Origin of the sequence: Amaricoccus sp. (genome assembly GCF_036846665.1) — a bacterium.
Classification (GTDB): domain Bacteria; phylum Pseudomonadota; class Alphaproteobacteria; order Rhodobacterales; family Rhodobacteraceae; genus Amaricoccus.
Genome location: NZ_DAIUBO010000086.1, coordinates 1 through 15,049, shown reverse-complemented (window position 1 = coordinate 15,049; position 15,049 = coordinate 1). Strand labels below are relative to the sequence as shown.

13 protein-coding genes are annotated in these 15,049 nt (G+C 71.2%); 1 reads left to right on the top strand and 12 read right to left on the bottom strand.

The features are described 5' to 3' along the window. Positions 1-268: 268 nt before the first annotated feature. The 5 genes from glmM to V7050_RS10235 are packed head-to-tail and all read right to left on the bottom strand — an operon-like array spanning position 269 to position 4,810. Positions 269-1,609 carry a phosphoglucosamine mutase gene (gene glmM / locus V7050_RS10255; protein WP_324365492.1) on the bottom strand — a complete coding sequence of 447 codons (1,341 nt, stop codon included), beginning with the start codon at positions 1,607-1,609 and terminating at the stop codon, positions 269-271. 10 nt (positions 1,610-1,619) lie between these two features. Next, positions 1,620-2,639, bottom strand: coding sequence for a dihydropteroate synthase (folP, locus tag V7050_RS10250; protein ID WP_324365493.1), 1,020 nt, complete (start codon positions 2,637-2,639; stop codon positions 1,620-1,622). Further along, on the bottom strand, positions 2,636-3,319 hold the full coding sequence (locus V7050_RS10245; RefSeq protein WP_324365494.1) for an HAD-IA family hydrolase: 684 nt from the start codon (positions 3,317-3,319) through the stop codon (positions 2,636-2,638). Before V7050_RS10245 ends, folP begins: the two co-directional genes overlap by 4 nt. Next, entirely contained in the window at positions 3,316-3,864 is a 549-nt protein-coding gene (locus V7050_RS10240) for a thioredoxin family protein (protein WP_324365495.1), read from the bottom strand. The genes V7050_RS10245 and V7050_RS10240 overlap by 4 nt, the downstream gene beginning before the upstream one ends. A 10-nt stretch (positions 3,865-3,874) precedes the next feature. Further along, the gene (locus V7050_RS10235; protein ID WP_324365496.1) at positions 3,875-4,810 is read right to left on the bottom strand and encodes a dihydroneopterin aldolase; all 936 of its coding nucleotides are present in this window, start codon (positions 4,808-4,810) and stop codon (positions 3,875-3,877) included. A gap of 218 nt (positions 4,811-5,028) precedes the next feature. On the opposite strand from V7050_RS10235, the gene V7050_RS10230 reads away from it, so the two are divergent. Next, positions 5,029-5,652: a CAP domain-containing protein gene (locus tag V7050_RS10230; protein ID WP_324365497.1), complete on the top strand. Its 624-nt coding sequence runs from the start codon at positions 5,029-5,031 to the stop codon at positions 5,650-5,652. Between the two features lie 16 nt (positions 5,653-5,668). On the opposite strand, the gene V7050_RS10225 is transcribed toward V7050_RS10230, so the two are convergent. The 7 genes from V7050_RS10225 to V7050_RS10195 form a co-directional block, all read right to left on the bottom strand. Continuing rightward, positions 5,669-6,283, bottom strand: a complete 615-nt coding sequence (locus tag V7050_RS10225; RefSeq protein WP_324365498.1) for a cell wall hydrolase — start codon at positions 6,281-6,283, stop codon at positions 5,669-5,671. A 333-nt stretch (positions 6,284-6,616) separates the two neighbouring features. Next, complete coding sequence (locus tag V7050_RS10220) at positions 6,617-7,564, bottom strand: ArgK/MeaB family GTPase (protein WP_324365499.1); 948 nt, start codon at positions 7,562-7,564, stop codon at positions 6,617-6,619. Then, complete coding sequence (locus V7050_RS10215) at positions 7,561-10,167, bottom strand: putative PEP-binding protein (protein ID WP_324365500.1); 2,607 nt, start codon at positions 10,165-10,167, stop codon at positions 7,561-7,563. The genes V7050_RS10220 and V7050_RS10215 overlap by 4 nt, the downstream gene beginning before the upstream one ends. Before the next feature lie 45 nt (positions 10,168-10,212). Further along, a complete protein-coding gene (gene glyS / locus V7050_RS10210; RefSeq protein WP_324365501.1) occupies positions 10,213-12,426 on the bottom strand; it encodes a glycine--tRNA ligase subunit beta in 2,214 nt (737 codons plus the stop codon). A gap of 69 nt (positions 12,427-12,495) precedes the next feature. After that, positions 12,496-13,446 (bottom strand): glutaminase, encoded by a 951-nt coding sequence (locus tag V7050_RS10205; protein ID WP_324365502.1) that lies wholly within the window; start codon positions 13,444-13,446, stop codon positions 12,496-12,498. A gap of 158 nt (positions 13,447-13,604) precedes the next feature. Further along, entirely contained in the window at positions 13,605-14,045 is a 441-nt protein-coding gene (locus V7050_RS10200; RefSeq protein WP_324365503.1) for a DUF6446 family protein, read from the bottom strand. Between the two features lie 22 nt (positions 14,046-14,067). Further along, entirely contained in the window at positions 14,068-14,988 is a 921-nt protein-coding gene (locus V7050_RS10195) for a glycine--tRNA ligase subunit alpha (protein WP_324365504.1), read from the bottom strand. Between the last annotated feature and the right edge of the window lie 61 nt (positions 14,989-15,049).

The following is a 15,049-nucleotide window of genomic DNA, read 5'->3' as shown; positions in this document are numbered from 1 at the left end:
GAGACCCTGCCCGCGCAGTTCCTCGCCGCGCTCGGCCTCATCCTCGCCGGCCTCCCGACGAGCCAGATCCGCCTTTCGAGAGCGCGGCCCTGAGCTCCGGCGACCCCGGCATGCCTGCGTTTCACAATGTAACGCTACGTAACAGGTTGTTATTACGTATTTTTTCCAGATACGGGGAGGATGGCGGCTTCGGACCGGCACGCGGCAGAGCCTCGACGATGCCGGTTCGGAATGTCCCGCGGCCGGTCGATTCTCCCGGATGTCCGTGTCAGGCGAAGCGCGCGACCTCGGCTTCGATGTTGCTCAGCACCCTACGCAGCAAATCCGGATCGTCGCATTCGCCCATGATGCGGACCAGGGGCTCGGTACCCGACTTGCGGATCACCAGCCGGCCGCGGCCGTCGAGCCGGGCCTCGCCGTCCGAGATCGCCGATTGCACGCTCGCCTCCGCGAGCGGCTCGGCTCCCTTGCGGAAGCGGACATTGGTCAGGAGCTGCGGATAGGCCTGGAACACCCGCGAGAGCTCGCTCGCCTTCTGCCCGGTCTCGACCATCGCCGAGAGGAACTGCAGCGCGGCGATCAGCCCGTCGCCGGTCGTGACATGGTCGGTCATCACGATGTGACCCGATTGCTCGCCGCCGAGGTTGTAGCCGCCCGCGCGCATCGCCTCCACGACATAGCGGTCGCCCACCGCCGTGCGCAGGAGCCTCAGGCCCTGGGATTCCAGATGCCGCTCGAGCCCGAGGTTCGACATCACCGTGGCCACCAGCGTGCCCTGCGCCAGCCGCCCCTCCGCCGCCCAGCGATCGGCGATCAGCGCCATGAACTGGTCGCCGTCGGCGATCTCGCCGGTCTCGTCGATGATCATCACCCGGTCCGCGTCGCCGTCGAGGCTGATGCCGAGATCGGCCCGGTGCAGCTTCACCGCCTCGACCGCGGCGGCGGTATGGGTCGAGCCGCAATCCTTGTTGATGTTGAAGCCGTTGGGCGCCACCGCGACGCGGACGACCTCCGCGCCGAGCTCCCAGAGCACGTCGGGCGCCGTGCGATAGGCCGCCCCGTTCGCGCAATCCACCACGATGCGCAGCCCGTCGAGCCGCCGCCCGCGGGGAAAGGTGGTCTTGGCGAATTCCATGTAGCGGCCGCGCCCGTCGTCGATGCGCGTCGCCCGGCCGATGCGCGCCGGCTCCACCAGATCCGGCGGGCCTTCCAGCGCGCGCTCGATCGCCTCCTCGGCCGCATCGCTGAGCTTGAAGCCGTCGGGCCCGAAGAACTTGATCCCGTTGTCCTGGAAGGGATTGTGCGAGGCCGAGATCATCACCCCGAGATCGGCGCGCATCGACCGGGTGAGGAACCCGACCGCCGGCGTCGGCACCGGCCCGACCAGAAAGACGTCCATGCCCACGGAGGTGAAGCCCGCTGTCAGCGCGTTCTCCAGCATGTAGCCCGAGCGCCGGGTGTCCTTGCCGATCACCACGCGATGCGCGTGATTGCCCTTGATGAAATGCCGCCCGGCCGCCTGACCCAGCCGCAGCGCCGTCTCCGCCGTCATTGGATCGTCGTTCGCCCGGCCGCGCACGCCGTCGGTCCCGAAGAGTCTTCTCGCCATCGTCCTGCCTCTAGTCCCGGCCGTCGCCGTTGAGCGCCGTCCAGAGCGCCATGGCCTGCCGGGTTTCCGCCACGTCGTGCACCCGTATCACCTGCACGCCCTGGCGCAAAGCCTCGAGCGCGACCGCGATCGACCCCGGCAGGCGCGCCTCGGGGCGGTCCGCGCCGCCGATCGTGCCGATGAAGCGCTTGCGCGACGCCCCGAAGAGCACCGCCGCCCCGAGCCCGTGCAGCAGGGAGAGCCCGCGCACCAGCGTGAGATTATGCGCCACCGTCTTGCCGAAGCCGATGCCCGGATCGAGGAGGATGCGCTCGCGCGGGATGCCCGCCGCCTCCGCCGCCGCCATCCGGGCTTCGAGGAAGTCGCAGACATCGAGCAGCACGTCGTCGTAATGGGGCGCGATCTGCATGGTCCGCGGATCGCCCTGGGCATGCATCAGGCAGACCGGCCAGCCGCGCGCGGCCGCGAGGCCGAGGCTCGCCGGATCGAAGCCCAGCGCCGAGACGTCGTTGAAGAGCCCGGCGCCCGCCGCGAAGGCTTCCGCCGCGACCGAGGCCTTGCGCGTGTCGATGGAGATCGGCGCCGCGATGCCGGCCTCGCGCAGCGCCGCGATGACCGGGACCACCCGGCCGGCCTCGACCTCCGCGGGCACGTCGTCGGCGCCCGGTCGCGTCGATTCGCCGCCGATGTCGATCATGTCCGCGCCGGCCTCCAGCATGGCCCGGGCGCGCGCCACCGCGTCCTCCCGGCGCAGGAAGCGCCCGCCATCCGAGAAGCTGTCGGGTGTCACGTTGAGCACGCCCATCAGCCGCGGGCGCTCGAAGGTCAGGCCGCAGATCGGGGCGCGCTGCACGGTCAGCGCCGCGAGCGCCGGCTCCGGGATCGCTTCCGCCGCCACGATCCGCACGACCTCGCCCCGCCGGTGCAGCGCCGCATGGGTGAACCAGGCCGGCCCCCCAGCGAGCTGGCGGGCCCCGTTCGGCCGCACCGACCCGGTCTGCGCCAGCGGGCGATAGCGGTTGCTGCTCATCGGGGGCTCCTGCCGTTCACGAGGCGCGCGACGATTGCGGGCAGCGCGCCGTAATCCTCGAGACGGGCATCCGGGGCGATCTCCGCCACCGAAGCCTTGCGGTAGCCCGGAACGTGCAGCACGAAGGGGACCTCCGCCGCCCGCGCCGTGGCCGCGTCGATCTCGCTGTCGCCGATCATGATCGCCGGCCCCTCGCCGAGCTGGCCGGCGCAATGCCAGAACATCCGCGCGTCGGGCTTGAGCACGTCGAGCGTCTCGCCGCCGGTGAAGCCCCGGATCGGCGGCATCAGCCCGAGGCCCCGCAGGATGCGCAGCGCCGAAGGGTCGGGCTTCTGGGTGCAGACGCCCAGGCCATGGCCGTCTTCGGCCAGCGCGGCGAGCGTCTCGCGGACCCCGGGATAGGGCTCGGTCCCCGCGCAGGGATCGGCCTCGTAGATCGCGCGATAGCGCGCGAGATGCGGCGCGAGCTCGCCGCCCGGAACGCCGCCGCCCTCCCGCAGCATGCCGGCCACCAGGTTGCCCACGCCCTTGCCGACGAAGCTCATGATCGTGCCCGCCTCCAGCGGCGGCCGCCCGAGCTCGGCGAGCAGCGCGTTGCCCGCCGCGCAGATGGTGGGCGCGGAATCGATCAGCGTGCCGTCGAGATCGAAGATCAGCCGCGCCTTGGGCCCGCCCTTCACGCGGCCTTCCACTTGATCGAGCAGCCGATCGAGACCGCCTGCTCGTGCGGGCCGGCGCCGGTCTCGGCGATCATGCGCATGGCCTCGTGAAGCCCGCGCCGGGCGCCGGGCCGGGCCTCGCGGCCGGCGTCGTCGAAGCGCCCGCGGTATTGCAGCGCGAGATCGGCGTTGAAGCCGAAGAAATCCGGCGTGCAGGTCGCGCCCCAGGCCCGCGCCACGCCCTGATCCGCGTCGTGCAGATAGGGGAAGGGAAACCCGTGCTCGCGGGCGAATTCGCCCATGCGCTCGTAGCTGTCCGCCGGATGGCTCGTGGCGTCGTTCGAGCAGATCGCCGCGACCCCGATGCCCATCGCCGCGAGGTCCCGCGCCTCGGCCACCAGCCGCTCGACCAGGGCCTTCACATAGGGGCAATGGTTGCAGATGAAGACGACCAACAGGCCCTTCGGCCCGCGGAGGCGCTCGAGGGTCCAGAGCCCGCCTTCGGTGTCGGGCAGCGAGAAATCGACCGCCTTCCAGCCGAAATCGCAAACGCCCGATTCCGCCAAGCCCCCCTCCTCAGCCCAGATCCGCCAGCGCCTCGGGCCGCGCGGGATCGAGGCGCCGCAGCGCGGCCGCACCCCCTTCCGGCGCCGCCGCCGCGCCGACCGTCACCAGGAGATCGGCGCCGATCTCCGCGGCCAGCCATGCCGCGAGCCCGGCGGGATCGCTCGCATCCGGCCGGTCGCCGCCGGCCCTGGCGGTCGCCATGCGCCGCGGCGCCCAGACCGTGTGGCGTCCGGATTTCAGCGACCAGTCGAGCTCGGTGCGCGAGGCCACGACGCTGAACCGCGGATCGCGATCGGTCAGCGCCCAGGCCGCCGCCTCGATCGCCAGGAGGCCGATCATCTGCTGCGCCTCCGTCGCCGCGGGCTGCGGCTCGGGGGCAGCGATGCAGAGCACGTTCGGCTTGTGCCAGCCGGTGATCGCATCGAGCCAGCGGGCGGCGCCGGCGCCCCCCAGAACCTCCCGGTCGAGATAGATCACCGCCGGCCGAACCGCCTGCGCCGCCCCGGCGAGCTCCCGCACCGGGCGGATCCGCGGCGCCGCCTTGGGAACGCGCGCGCGCACGATCTCGACCCCGAGCGCGCCGGGAATGCGGTCGAGCTTCTCTACCCGCACGAAGACCCGCACCGATTGCGGATCGATCAGGCAGGCCGCCGCCACGCGCTCGGCCAGCGTCTCGAGCAGGTTGAGCCGGTCCGCGGCGAGCGCGGCCTCGATCGCCTCGGTGATCATGTCGTAGGAGACCACCTGATCGACGTCGTCGCTCTCGGCCGCCGCATTGTGCATGACCTCGAGCACGACGTTGAAGCGCACCCGCTGCGTCACGCCCCGTTCGGTGCGAAAGGCGCCGATCTCGATGTCGCGCACGTAGTCGCGCACCGAGATGCGGTCGAGCGGCGGTCCCGAATGGCTGGCCGAGGCCCGCACATGCGGCAGTTCGAAAGCCATTGCAGTCTCGTCCATGGCACCCCTGCCCTGTCGCTCCCGCGGTGATACCGCCGCGCCGCCCCCGCGGCAACCCGGCTGATCCGTTAACCGTTTCCTGCGTTTTCCGGTCGCCCGGACCTGCGCGTTAACCGAACGGAAAGCCCGGCCGCCCAGAGTCCCGCCGGTGAGGAGCAGCCGGATTCCGGCTCGGCTGCGGCGACACGAGCGAGGGGGCTTCGGTGAGACCTTTCATTCTGAGCGCGATCCTGGGCCTCGTGATCCTCGGCGCCGGCGGCGGCGCCACGGGTGCGGGCCAGACGCCCGGCAGGTTCGGCCAGCCGATCACCGGCCAGTCGCTCGATCAGGGCCTCTTCAACGAGGCGGTGCTCTTCTACTCGAATGCCGCCCGCCGGCAGCATGGCCGCGCCCCGCTCAGCCCCGATCCGGCGCTGGCCCGCGCGGCGGCCGATCACGCCGCCAACATGGCGCGGCTCCGGACCCACAGCCACGAGCTGCCCGTACGCGGCCAGTCGAAGCTGAAGCAGCGCATGGCGCGGCAATCGGTCAGCTACCGGCTCGCGGCGGAGAACATCGCGATGGACAAGGTCTACCAGCTGCTCGGTCGACCGATCTCGATGAAGTCGAGCGGCTGCAATTTCCTCTACGGCGATACGATGCGCCCGGTTCCGGTGCATACCTACGGCAGCCTCGCGCAGCAGGTGGTCAGCCGATGGCTGGCCTCGCCAAAGCATCGTGCCTCGCTGCTGTCGCCGAAATTCGAGCGGCTGGGCAGCGGGGTCGGGATCGATCCGAAGGGCCCCGCCTGCGGCGATCTCTACCTGGTGCAGGATTTTGCCGACTGACGCCGCCGGCCCCGGCTCAGCGCTGCGCGACCCGCGTGCCCGAGCGATAGAACCGGTGATGGCCGATCGAGGCGGTGCGCGTCATCTGGCGCGCCCAGCTCGGGCTGACACGGGTGGCGTGGAAATGCGTTGCGCCATCGGTCACAATGCGCGGCCGCCCGGCCAGCATGATCGCGGCCAGCTTCTCGGCGCGGGCGCGCGGCCCGGCCTGGGCCATCGCGTCGGATCGGCCGTCGCAGGCATAGGAGAACTGGCAGCTGCGGCCGCGGCTCACGCCCTGGTTGGTCACGCCGCAGACGGTATTGGGATAGCTGCGGCTGTCGACGCGATTGAGGATCACCTCGGCCACCGCGATCTGCCCGGCCAGCGGCTCGCCGCGCGCCTCGTGATAGATCGCGACCGCGAGGCACTGCCACTGGGCGTCGCCCGTGGCGCGCGGCAGCTGGTCGAGGGTCTTGGTATCGAGCTTCGCCGCCGAGCTGGCCTTGGCGAGATCGGCAAGCTCTGGAGCGACGCTCCGGCTCGCCACCGTCACGTCCGCATCCGCGCGCGCCCTGGGACGGGTGCTCAGCGCCAGCTGCGAGATCCGCGCATTGCCGGATTCCGCGAGAACCGAGCGTTCCCGATTCATCGCCCGGACAAAATCCGCCCGGTCCGCACCCGCCTTTGCAGCATCGGCCTCTGCCGCACCGGGGACAAGGCTCCCCAGCGTCACGATGAAAGCCAGAGCGATTGCCGCCAATCCGCGCCCGCGCGGTCCGAAGCCGGATCCCGTCATTGCAAAGTCCCCCGATCCGCGGAACGACGCTCGTCCGCGTTCTTGCTGCACTGCACAATTTAGTTTTCGGGAATGACGTTTGTCAGGTCGCGCGGAGCAAAGTCCAGTTTTTCCAAGGCGTAAGCGGAATCCTGCCAATCGGCGCGTGAAGCCGCCGGCGCGCGTCGGCGGGAATTGCGCAGGGATTCAGATGTTTTTAAGCGATTCGTGAACCAGCGCGCGGGCGCGTTCGCAGAGCCGCGAAACCTCCGCGAACGAGGCCTCGCGGCCCGATAATCGCGACCCGAGCGTGTCCGCGGCCGCCTGGCCGAGCGATTCGGCGATTCTGCGCTCCGCCCAGACCCGCGCCTGGCGGCGGCGAAGCCCGGCAAGTCCCCCCGAGACGGTCCTTGCCGCGAAGACCTCCCCGATGCGGTCGAGCGCGGCATCGATCCCGGCGCCCGATTGCGACGAGACGACTTCGATCGGGGGCGCGGCGCCGGAACCCGCCGCGAGGGTGAGGGCCGCGCGCAGGTCGCCGGCCGTGCGAGAAGCCATGGCGCCGATGTCGCCCTTGGTGACCAGCATCACGTCGGGCTCCTCGATGATCCCCGCCTTCATGTATTGCAGGCTGTCGCCGGATCCCGGCTGGGCGCAGAAGACGACCAGGTCGGCGCAATCGGCGATCTCGGTCTCGGACTGGCCGACCCCGACCGTCTCCACGAAGACCCGGTCATAGAGCGCGCGCATCAGCAGCGCCGCCGGGAAGGCGATGTCGGAAAGCCCGCCCAGCCGCCGGCGCGCGGCCGTGGAGCGCACGAAGAGCCCCGCGTCCTGCGGATCCGATGCGATGCGGATGCGGTCGCCGAGCAGGGCGCCGCCGGATCGCCGGGAGGACGGATCGACCGCGATGACCGCGACGGTCTCGCCCCGCGCCCGCAGCCGGGCGATGAAGGCTCCGAGCAGCGTGGACTTGCCGACGCCGGGCGGTCCGGTGATGCCGATCACCATGCCCCGCGGCGCGGCCGAGGCCGCATCCATCAGGGTCGCGAGCTCCGGGCGGTCCGGGGCGGATTCGAGCGCCGAAAGCACGCGCGCCAGCGCCGCCTTGCCGCCCCGCGCCAGGCCCGGAAGGTCAACGGGAAGATCCGTCACGCGCCGTCATCCGAGACGGCGGGCGCACGCACCAGCAGGCTGGCCTGCGCCGCCGCGAGCCGGGCGATGGGCACGCGGAACGGCGAGCAGGAGACATAGTCGAATCCGGCGAGCTTGGAGAAGCGCACCGAGGGCGGGTCGCCGCCATGCTCGCCGCAGAGACCCAGCGTCAGGGCCGGGTTGCGCGCCCGCCCGCGGCTCGCCGCGATCAGCATCAGCTCCCCCACCCCTTCGAGATCGAGCGACCGGAACGGATCCTCGGCGAAGAGCCCGAGGTTCACGTAGTCACGCATGAACCGGCCGGCGTCGTCGCGGCTCAGGCCATAGGTCATCTGCGTCAGGTCGTTGGTCCCGAACGACAGGAACGCCGAGGAGGCCGCCAGGTCGCCGGCGCGCAGCGCCGCGCGCGGGGTCTCGACCATGACGCCGAGCTTGTAGGCCAGCCGCGCGTCCTGCTCGGTCTCGACCGCCGAAGCGACCGCGTCGATCCGGGCCTTGACCAGCTCCACCTCGCGATTGGCCGAGACCAGCGGGATCATGATCTCGGGCACGACCGGCGCGCGGGCGTCGCGATTGACCGCGATCGCCGCCTCGAAGACCGCGCGCGCCTGCATGGCATAGATCGCCGGCATCACCACGCCGAGGCGGACGCCGCGCATGCCGAGCATGGGATTGATCTCGGCGAGGTCGCGCGCCCGGGCGGTGACGACCTCGGCGGCGAGCCCGGTCACGGCGGCGAATTCGGCGATCTCCTCGGGGCCCCCGGGGAGGAATTCGTGCAGCGGCGGATCGAGCAGGCGGATCGTCACCGGCAGCCCGCGCATGATCTCGAAGATCTCGACGAAATCCGCGCGCTGCATCGGGAGCAGCCGGTCGAGCGCGGCCTGGCGGGATTCCTCGGTCTCCGCCAGGATCATCTCGCGCATCACCCCGACGCGCTCGGCGGCGAAGAACATGTGCTCGGTGCGGCAGAGACCGATGCCGTCGACCCGGAACCCGCGCGCCGCCCGCGCCTCGCCCGGGGTGTCGGCATTGGCCCGCACCCCGAGGTCGCGCACCGCATCCGCCCAGTCGAGCAGCTCCGAGAAGGCCCCGCCCAGCTCCGGCGCGATCATCGCCGGCGCGCCGGCCATGACCTCGCCGCGCGTGCCGTCCAGCGTGACCAGCGCCCCCTCGTGGAATACCCGGCCGTCCGGGGCGACCAGGATCCGCCGCGCAGCATCGAGCTTCAGCTCGCGCGCGCCCACCACGCAGGGCAGCCCGATCCCGCGGGCGATCACCGCGGCATGGCTGGTCATGCCGCCGCGCATGGTGAGCACGCCGCGCGCCGAATGCATGCCGCGGATGTCCTCGGGGCTGGTCTCGACCCGGGCGAGGATCGTCTCCTCGTCCCGCGCCGCCGCGGCCTGCGCCGCCTCGGCGGTGAAGACGAGGCGCCCGGTCGCCGCACCGGGGCTCGCCCCGAGCCCGGTGCCGAAGACGTCGCGCCGCGCGCCCGGATCGATCTGCGGATGCAGGTGCTCGACGAGGCTCAGCGGCTCGATGCGCAGGAGCGCCTGGTCGCGGTCGATCGCCCCGACCTTGGCCAGGTCGACGGCGATCCGCACCGCCGCGCGGGCATTGCGCCGCACCGGGACCGCATCGAGGATCGCCACCGCGCCACCCTGCAGCACGAAGGCGATCCGGTAGGCGTCGCCGAGCCCCCGGGCCGTGCGCGCGCAGGTGTCGCGCAGCGCCGAGAGCGCATCGGGGGCGATCTCCGCCAGCGTCGGGCCCGCGGCCCCGCCTTCTGCGGCCCCATCGCGCAGCGCGAGCCGCGTCCGGGGTCCGAGCGCGCGGCCGTATCCGTTCTCGAAGCGCCAGAATTCCCCCTCGAAGGCCGGCGCGCCGGTGCGGCTGTCGACCGTCTGGATCGCCCCCTCGCCGTCCGGCCCGGTGCGCGTCCCCGGCGCCATCTCCTGCACGATCAGCCCGAGCCCGGCATCGGGCGGCGCCCCCCGCGCCTCGCGCAGGATCCGGGCCGTGGCGCCCTGCCAGGCCCGCGCCAGCGCCCGCGCGGCGGCCTCGAGCTGGTCCTTCGGCGCCTGCGGAAAGGCCGTCCCGCAGCGCGCGGCGAAGATGTCGAGCATGTCCGCGATCCGGGCGCGCAGGCCGGCGGCATCGCCCGGCTCCCGCCCCGACCCGAAGGCCTCCGGATCGAGGCCGTGCACCGCATGGGCGAAGGCCGCGATGAAGCGGCGATAGCGGTCGAGCGCCGCGGCCTCGCCCAGCCGCGCGGTCAGCGCCCCGACCGCCGCCTCGCCGATGCCGATGTCGAGCAGCGCATCGGGCCCGCTCCAGGCCCGCGCGCCGGGGCTGGAGCGCAGGGCGTGGAGCCGCCCCGGCGGCCCCAGATCCGGCAGGGCCGGCATCGCGCCGCCCGCGCCGATCTCCCGCACGCAATCGAAGGACAGTGCGACTCCCGTCGGCACCGGCAGCCCCAGCGCCGTCAGCTGCGCGAACTTCCAGGCGCGCCGTCCGAAGACCGCATCGCTGAGCGCGTCACCGGCATCGAGCCCGATGACGGCCTCATTCGGGTCCGGGATGATCTCCTGCGCTTTCATTGCGGTGCAACATATCCGCGATCGCCGGCCAGGGAAACCGAAACGTCACCCGCCCTCCACCGCCGAGAAGACCGCCACCCGGTTCATCACCGTGCGGATGCGATGCAGCAGGCAGAGCCGGTTGCGCCGGACAATGTCGCTCTCGGCATTGACGATAGTGGTGTCGAAGAAGGCGTCGATCGGCCCGCGCAGCCCGGCGAGCGCGGTCATGGCGCCGGCGAAATCCTCGGCATCGAGCGCCGGAGCGATGGCGACCTCGGCCGCATCGAGCGCGGTGAAGAGCGCCCGCTCCGCATCGGTCTCCGCGAGGCTCGGATGCGGGTCGAGGGAATATTCCACCCCGTCCTTCTTCTCCTCCTGGCTCAGGATGTTCACGGCGCGCTTGTAGCCGGCGAGCAGGTTCGCGCCGTCTTCGGTCCCGAGGAAGTCCTGGAGCGCACGGACACGGGCGACGAGAAGCATGAGGTCGTCCTGACCGCCGAGCTGGAAGGCGGCGTCGATCACGTCGTGGCGGATGCCCTCGCCGCGGAGGTGGACCTTGAGGCGGTCCGTCAGAAAGAATATCAGATCATAGACTTCCAACAGTCCGTTACGGATCTCCTCGTCAGAAAAATCGGAGATGCTCTCCGACGCGAACTCCTCGAAAGCGCGGTCAATGACATCCTGGCGGAGTCCCTTCTTCTCTAGTTCATCAAGTAGGCCGGCTCGCGAAATGGCCTCAGCTGCTTTGGACGCCTGCATATTGGCGACCATCACACCAATTAGAAGCTCGGTCAATTTCAGCCGCAGATCGTTGCCTAGGATCAGGCGTATCGCTCCCAACCCCGCACGTCGAAGAGCGAAGGGATCGCGTGAACCCGTGGGTTTTTCCGGGATCCACCAATGCCCGGCCAAGGTGTCGAGTTTATCGGCGAGCGCCACGGCGACCGAAACCGAGGCCTTCGGGACGGCATCGTTCGGTCCGAGCGGGGAGTAATGCTCCTCCGCCGCGGCGGCGACGGCAGGATCCTCCCCGGCCCGCTCGGCATAATAGCGCCCCATCACCCCCTGCAGCTCGGGGAATTCGTAGACCATCTCGCTCGCGAGATCGGCCTTGGCGAGGCGTGCCGCGCGCTCGGCGAGGTCGGGGTCGGCGCCGACCAGCGGCGCGATCTCGCGCGCCAGGGCGGCAATGCGGGCGATGCGCTCGCCCTGGGAGCCGAGCCGATTGTGGAAGGTCACGCCATCGAGCTTCGCCACCATCGCCTCGGGCGGCATGCGCAGGTCGTTCTCCCAGAAGAACGCCGCATCCGCGAGCCGCGCGGCCAGAACCCGGGCGTTGCCGGCGAGGATCGTCGCGCCGTCGTCGGCGGTCTCGCGGTTGGCCACCACCACGTAGCCCACGATGCGCGCCGAGTTGGGGTCGCGCACCGAGAGGAACTTCTGATGCGCCTTCATGGAGGTCTGCAGCACCTCCGGCGGCAGGTCGAGGAAGCGCTCCCCGATGCGTCCCATCAGCACCACGGGCCATTCCACCAGCCCGGCGATCTCGGCGAGGAGCGCCTCGTCCTCCACCACCTCCAGGCCTTGGGCGAAGGCGAGCTGCTTCGCGTCGTGGCGGATCCGCCCGGCGCGCTCCGCCGGGTCGAGCAGCACCCGCGCCCGTTCGAGCCGCGCCGCGTAATCCTCGACGCCCGAGACGCGAATGGTCTCCGGCGCCATGAAGCGGTGGCCGCGGGTGGTGTCGCCGGCGCGGATCCCCTCGATCTCCAGCGGCACGATCTCGCTGCCCGCCTCGGTGGAGAGCTGGCAGAGGATGCCGTGGAGCGGGCGCACCCAGCGCAGGCCTCCCTCGCCCCAGCGCATGGATTTCGGCCAGGGGAAGCCGCGCACCACCGCCTCGACCGTCTCCGCCACGATCGCCGCCGCTGCCCGGCCCGGGCGTTCGGTGACGGCGAACCAGACCTGCGACTTCCTGTCGTCGCGGATCTCGAGGTCCTCCCGCGCCAGCCCGGTGGAGCGCAGGAAGCCCTCGAGCGCCTTCTCGGGCGCATCCACCCGCGGGCCCTTGCGCTCCTCGCGCAAAGCCGCCGACCGCTCCGCGAGCCCCGCGACCGCCAGCGCCAGCCGCCGCGGCGTCACGAAGGCCGTCGCATGGGCGTAGGTCAGCCCGCGCTCGACCAGTCCCTCGGTGACCAGGCGCCGCAGGTCCTCCGCCGCCCGCGCCTGCATGCGCGCCGGGATTTCCTCGGATAGCAGTTCGAGCAGGAGATCGGGCATCGGGCTTCCGGCGCTGGGAGGGCGGGGCTCAGGGCAAACCGGATGGGCCCGCGGAGGTCAAGGCCGAATTCAGAGCACGCCGAAGATCGACCAGCCGGTGGCGCGGGCGAGTTCCTCGAAGGCGCGGGTGGCGAGCAGCGAATTGCCCTTCTCGTCGAGCCCGGGGCACCAGGCGGCGATCGAGGCGCGGCCCGGCACCACGCCGAGGATGCCGCCCCCCACCCCGCTCTTGGCCGGGATGCCGACGCGGAAGGCGAATTCGCCCGAGGCGTCGTAGAGCCCGCAGGTCACCATCAGGGCGACGATGCGCCGGGCCCGCTCGGCGGTGATGATCGGATCGTCGTCGCCTTCGAGCCGTCCGGCGGAGGCGAGGAAGCGCGCCGACATCGCGAGCTGGCGGCAGGACATCGCCACGGCGCATTGGTTGAAATAGAGCTCCAGCACGTCCTCGACCGGGTTCTTCAGATTGCCCTCGGCGGCCATGAAATGCGCAAGCGCCCGGTTGCGCGCGCCGGTGGCGATCTCGGAGGCCGCGACATCGGCGTCGATCCCGATGCTCTCGTCGCAGGCGAAGCGCCGGCAGAGGCCGACGAATTCCTCGATGGCCGCCTGCGGCTTGCGCTTGCCGAGGATGATGTCGGCGACGACGATCGCGCCGGGATTGATGAAGGGGTTGCGCGGGATGCCGTGCTCGTATTCGAGCTGCACGATCGAGTTGAACGGATCGCCCGAGGGCTCGCGCCCGACCCGGGCCCAGATGCCGGAGCCGGCCCGCTCGAGGGCCAGCGTCAGCGTGAAGACCTTGACGATGCTCTGGACCGAGAAGGGCTCGTCCGCGTCGCCCGCGACCACCGGCGCGCCGCCGATCGGGACCACGGCGATGCCGAAGCGGTTGAGGTTCGCCTTGGCGAGTTCGGGGATGTAGTCCGCGACCTTGCCGCGCTCCGATTCGCCGGCCATGCGGTCGGCGATGTCGTCGAGGATCGCCTTCAGATCGGGTTTGTGACTGCGCCGGGCCATGCCTAATTTCTAATCACGAAACCGACGCGCCGCACAAGCGCCCAGCGCGGGCGTCCGGCCCGCGGCGGTCATTGGGCCGGACGCATTTCCGTTGCGAGGTCGGACGTTGGACGATCCGGCAATAGGGAAGCTCGCCGCTCTGGCAACCGGGATGCCGGTCACTCCGCGAAGCGGTCGTTGAGCTGGCGCCACATGAAGCCGCGGCCGTCGGGATAGGTCGCGACGATCAGGTCGAAGCCCGAGGGGCTGTCCTCGGCGGCCAGATGCGCCGTGGCCCGCCCGGCGGCGAGATCGGCGGTGATCGCTCCTGCATCGAAGCACCCGAACCAGGGCGGGGCCACGAGGGGCGTCGGGTCGGCTGCCGCCGGCAGGTCGTCGAAGGCGCCCGCTTCTGCATTGAAGCAGGCCCGGAGCTTGAGCGGCGAGCTCGTCGCATCGATCTGGTCGAGGTCGCGCAGCCGGACCGTCGCGGCGCCGAGCTCGAGGTCGGCGTCGCCCCGGTGGCGGCTGTAATAGGCGAAGAACTGGAACCAGACCAGCGCGGCCGCGAAGACCGCCACGAAGGCGAGAAGCGCGATCATCAGCCGCCGGCCGCTCATGCCGCGGCCCCGCGGATCCGCCTCACGCCGCCACGGCCTCGGCGGCGACGAAGGCGTCCGCACAGGCCCGCGCCAGCGCCCGGACCCGCCCGATATAGGCCTGCCGCTCGGTGACCGAGATCACCCCGCGCGCATCGAGCAGGTTGAAGAGATGGCTCGCCTTGATGCATTGGTCGTAGGCCGGCAGCGCCATGACGATGCGCCGCCCCGCGCCATCGGTTTCCGGCGCCGCGAGGATCCGCGCGCATTCCGCTTCGGCATCCTCGAAATGCCGCAGGAGCGCGTCGGTGTCGGCAATCTCGAAGTTCCAGCGCGAGAACTCCCGCTCCGCCTCGCGGAACACGTCGCCATAGGTGAGCGGGATCGCCGCATCGGGATCGTTGAAGGGCATGTCCATGACGTGATCGACGCCGAGCACATACATCGCCAGCCGCTCCAGCCCGTAGGTCAGCTCGCCCGAGACCGGCCGGCAGTCGTGGCCGCCGACCTGCTGGAAATAGGTGAACTGGCTCACCTCCATGCCGTCGCACCAGACCTCCCAGCCGAGCCCCCAGGCGCCGAGCGTCGGGCTCTCCCAGTCGTCTTCCACGAAGCGGATGTCGTGCAGCGCCGCGTCGATGCCGATGGCGGCGAGCGAGCCGAGGTAGAGGTCCTGGAGATCCGGCGGCGAGGGTTTGATCAGCACCTGATACTGGTAATAATGCTGGAGCCGGTTGGGGTTCTCCCCGTAGCGCCCGTCCGTCGGCCGGCGCGACGGCTGGACATAGGCCGCCGCCCAGGCCCTCGGCCCCAGCGCGCGAAGCGTCGTGGCGGGGTGAAAGGTTCCCGCGCCCACCTCCATGTCATAGGGCTGCAGCATCGCGCAGCCTTGCGCGGCCCAATAGGCCTGAAGCCGCAGGATCACATCCTGGAAGCACCGGGGCGAGGCGGGAATGGCGGTCATCTGCAGGTCCGGGGAGGCTTTCGGAGGTCCTAGTTAGGCCGGGAGGCGGGAGCGGTCAATC

Coding starts and splice junctions, on each gene's coding strand:
- glmM (WP_324365492.1), bottom strand. CDS start 1,609: ATGGCGAGAAGACTCTTCGGGACCGACGGCGTGCGCGGCCGGGCGAAC.
- folP (WP_324365493.1), bottom strand. CDS start 2,639: ATGAGCAGCAACCGCTATCGCCCGCTGGCGCAGACCGGGTCGGTGCGG.
- V7050_RS10235 (WP_324365496.1), bottom strand. CDS start 4,810: ATGGCTTTCGAACTGCCGCATGTGCGGGCCTCGGCCAGCCATTCGGGA.
- V7050_RS10225 (WP_324365498.1), bottom strand. CDS start 6,283: ATGAATCGGGAACGCTCGGTTCTCGCGGAATCCGGCAATGCGCGGATC.
- V7050_RS10215 (WP_324365500.1), bottom strand. CDS start 10,167: ATGAAAGCGCAGGAGATCATCCCGGACCCGAATGAGGCCGTCATCGGG.
- glyS (WP_324365501.1), bottom strand. CDS start 12,426: ATGCCCGATCTCCTGCTCGAACTGCTATCCGAGGAAATCCCGGCGCGC.
- V7050_RS10205 (WP_324365502.1), bottom strand. CDS start 13,446: ATGGCCCGGCGCAGTCACAAACCCGATCTGAAGGCGATCCTCGACGAC.
- V7050_RS10200 (WP_324365503.1), bottom strand. CDS start 14,045: ATGAGCGGCCGGCGGCTGATGATCGCGCTTCTCGCCTTCGTGGCGGTC.
- V7050_RS10195 (WP_324365504.1), bottom strand. CDS start 14,988: ATGACCGCCATTCCCGCCTCGCCCCGGTGCTTCCAGGATGTGATCCTG.